General features: G+C 71.9%; 2 protein-coding genes. Both read left to right on the top strand.

The genetic code is table 11. The features are described from left to right. Positions 1-3,546: SDR family NAD(P)-dependent oxidoreductase (locus ACZ60B_RS42660; protein ID WP_469397402.1), on the top strand; the 3,546-nt coding region annotated here is incomplete at its 5' end. A 46-nt stretch (positions 3,547-3,592) separates the two neighbouring features. After that, positions 3,593-3,792, top strand: a 200-nt coding sequence (locus ACZ60B_RS42655) for a polyketide synthase docking domain-containing protein (protein ID WP_469397400.1), incomplete at its 3' end; no start/stop codon positions are given.

Raw genomic sequence — 3,792 nt, 5'->3', positions numbered from 1 at the left:
ACCGAGGCCGTCGACTGGCCGGAGACGGACCGTCCGCGCCGCGCTGCCGTGTCGTCCTTCGGCGTCAGCGGCACCAACGCCCACACCATCATCGAACAGGCCCCGCCGGCCCCGACCGAAGAGGTCATCGCCGCCCCGGCCCCGGCGCTCCTGCCGTGGGTGCTCTCCGCCAAGAGCAGCGCTGCGCTGCGCGACCAGGCACGACGGCTGCTGGCCGTCGTGGAGGACGGCACGTCACCGGCCGATGTCGGCTTCTCGCTGGCCACCACCCGCAGCGCCATGCGCCACAGGGCGGCCGTCATCGGTGAGAGCTGTGACGACTTCCGCCGCGGACTGGAACGCCTGGCAGCCGGAATGCCGTCGCCCGGAGTCGTCCAGGGCCGGCCGGGAGGCAAGGTCGGTTTTCTGTTCTCGGGTCAGGGTTCGCAGCGGATCGGTATGGGGCGTGAGTTGTACGGGGCGTTCCCCGTCTTCGCCGATGCGTATGACGAGGTGTGTGCGCGTCTGGAGGTGCCGGTCGATGTCGGCGCCGAGACCTTGCACCTGACCGGGTGTGCCCAGCCGGCGTTGTTCGCGGTGGAGGTGGCGCTGTTCCGTCTGCTGGAGTCGTGGGGTGTGCGGCCGGATTACGTGGCCGGGCATTCGGTGGGTGAGATCGCGGCCGCTCATGTGGCCGGGGTGCTGTCGCTCGAGGACGCGGCGAGGCTGGTGTCGGCACGGGCTGCGCTGATGCAGGCGCTGCCCGCCGGCGGCGCGATGGTCGCGGTGCAGGCTACCGAGGCGGAGGTGCTGCCGTACCTGACGGACGGCGTCGGTGTCGCGGCGGTCAACGGGCCTCGGTCCGTCGTGGTCTCCGGTGTCGAGGATGCCGTGCTGGAGGTCGCCGAGGTCTTCGCGCAACAGGGTCGCAAGACCTCCCGGTTGAAGGTCAGCCATGCGTTCCATTCGCCGTTGATGGATCCGATGCTGGAGGAGTTCGCCGAGGTCGTCGGCGGCCTGGTCTTCAACGAGCCCCGGATTCCCGTCGTTTCGAACCTCACCGGCCGCCTGGCCGAGCCTTACACCCCCGACTATTGGGTCCGGCACGTGCGCGAAGCGGTGCGCTTCGCCGACGGCATCAAGACCCTCGCCGAGCTGGGCGTGTCCACGTTCGTGGAGATCGGTCCCGGCGGTGTCCTCAGCGGCCTGGCGCAGGGCTGCGTGGACGACGTCGCCACTATCCCCGTACTCCGAACAGACCGCCCCGAGCGGCAGGCATTCGTGACGGCCCTGGCCCAACTGCACACGCACGGCGTGTCCGTGGACTGGAACGCTTTCTTCGCCGGTGCGCGGAAGACCGACCTGCCGACCTACGCCTTCCAGCACGAGCGGTACTGGGTCGACGCCCCGGAAACCGCTGCCACCGCCGTGGCGGATCCGGTGGACGCGGAGTTCTGGGAGACCGTCGAGCGCGAGGACCTCCGGGCCCTCGCCGAGACCCTGGACATCGGCGCCGGGGACAAGTTCAGCGACGTGCTGCCGAGGCTGTCGTCGTGGCGGCGGCAGCGCAAGGAGCAGTCCACCGTGGACGGCTGGCGCTACGGCGTCACCTGGAAAGCGATACCCGACCCCTCCCCGGCGGACCCCGCCCGGAACGGCATATGGCTGGTTCCGGTCAGCGCCGCGCACCTCGGCGACGACTGGGTCGCCGCCTGCCTCCGCGGACTGGCCGAGCGGGGCCTGACCCCACTGCCGGTCCCGGTCGAGCCGGCCACCGACCGTGAGTACCTGACCGCACAGCTCGCTCGAGCGGCCGGCGACGAGACCGTGGCGGGCGTCCTGTCACTGCTCGCCGTCGACGGCGAGGCCGCTCCGGAGGCCGCCTCGCAGGCCGCCGCGATGCCCGTCGGGGTGAGGCTTTCCGTGTTGCTCGTCCAGGCCCTGGGCGACACGGGTATCGGCGCCCCGCTGTGGTGCGCGACCCGGAACGCGGTGGGCGTGAGCTCCGCCGACGAGGCGGCGGATCCGTACCAGTCCCTGGTCTGGGGTCTGGGCCGGGTGGCGGCGCTGGAGCACTCGCGGCGCTGGGGCGGTCTGATCGACCTCCCGGACACGGTCGACGACCGGATCGCAGACCGCCTCGCCGCGGTGCTCGGCCAGTCGGCCGAGGACCAGGTCGCGATCCGCGACCGCGCGGTGTTCGCACGGCGCCTGTCGCGTCTGCCCGCAGCTCGCGGCGACCGTTCGTGGTCGCCGCGCGGCACCGTCCTGGTCACCGGCGGTACGGGTGCGCTGGGCGGGCACGTGGCCCGCTGGCTCGCGGGTGCGGGTGCGGAGCACCTGGTGCTCACCAGCCGCCGTGGTCTCGACGCCCCCGGCGCCGTCCGCCTCAAGGCCGAACTGGAGAACACGGGCGTGCGCGTGACCGTCGCCGCCTGTGACGTGGCCGACCGCGAGGCGCTGGCCGCGCTGCTCGCCGAGCACCCGGTGAACGCCGTCGTCCACACGGCCGGCACCGCCGAAGCGGGCATGCTCGCCGAGACGAACCTGGGCGACTTCGCCGCGACGGTCGCCGCGAAGGCCCTCGGGGCCGTGCACCTCCATGAACTGCTCGGAGATCAGGAACTGGACGCCTTCGTCCTCTTCTCCTCCGTCTCCGGGGTGTGGGGAGGCGGCGGGCAGGCCGCGTACTCGGCCGCGAACGCCTTCCTCGACGGCCTGGCGCAGCACCGGCGTGCCCGGGGCCTTGCCGCGACGGCGATCGCCTGGGGCCCGTGGGGCGAGGGCGGCATGGTCGCCGACGCCGGGGACGAGGAGCGGCTGCGGCAGCGCGGTCTGCCCGTGCTGCGGCCGGACCGGGCGATCTCCGCGCTGCACGGTGCGCTGAGCGACGGGGACGGCACGCTCACCGTGGCCGACGTGGACTGGGCGCGGTTCGTCGTCCCGTTCACCGTCAGCAGGCCGAGCGCGCTGCTGAGCGACCTGCCCGAGGTCAGGGGCGCCCTTGCCGAGGAGCCCGCCGAGCAGGCCGCGGAGCCGTCCGCGCTCAGGGCGAAGCTGCCTACGCTCTCCGAAGGCGAGCAGCAACGCCTGCTCGTGGACACGGTCTGCGTGCACGCGGCGGCAGTACTGGGCCACAGCGGATCCGCGGCGGTGGAACCGGACCTGGCGTTCCGGGACCTCGGCTTCGACTCCCTGACCGCGGTGGAGCTGCGCAACCTGCTCACCGCCGACACCGGCCTGACCCTGCCCGCGACGCTGGTCTTCGACCACCCGACGCCCGAGGCGATCGCCCGCCACCTGCGGAGCGAACTCGTCGGCGGGACGGGCCCGGACGAGGTGTCGGTGTTCAGCGAACTCGACCGGCTGGAGTCGGTGATCTCGATGTCCGCCTCCGCCGAGGAGACGGTCCGGACAGGGGTGCGGAGGCGGCTGCAGGAACTGCTGTCCCTGGTGAACTCCGCCGGAGGGCGAGGCGCGGAAACCACCGAGGCACAGCGGCAGCTCCAGGACGCGACGGTCGACGACATCTTCGAACTGATCGATCAAGATCTAGAAATTTCCTAGTTCTTGGCGCCCTACCTTTGACGACAGCCGAGGACGGATGAGGCGGATGAGCAGCAACGAAGACAGGCTTCTGGAGTATCTCAAGCGCGTCACCGGAGACCTTCGTCAGACCCGGGAGCGCCTTCGCGAGGTCGAGGAGAAGGACCAGGAACCCATCGCGATCGTCGGCATGGCCTGCCGCTACCCGGGCGGGGTGCGCTCGCCCGAGGACCTGTGGCGGCTGGTGGTCTCCGGCGGCGACGCGGT

Source organism: Streptomyces sp. NPDC104096, from assembly GCF_055584385.1.
The sequence above is the reverse complement of the archived record's forward strand: the minus strand, read 5'-3'. Positions and strand labels throughout refer to the sequence as shown.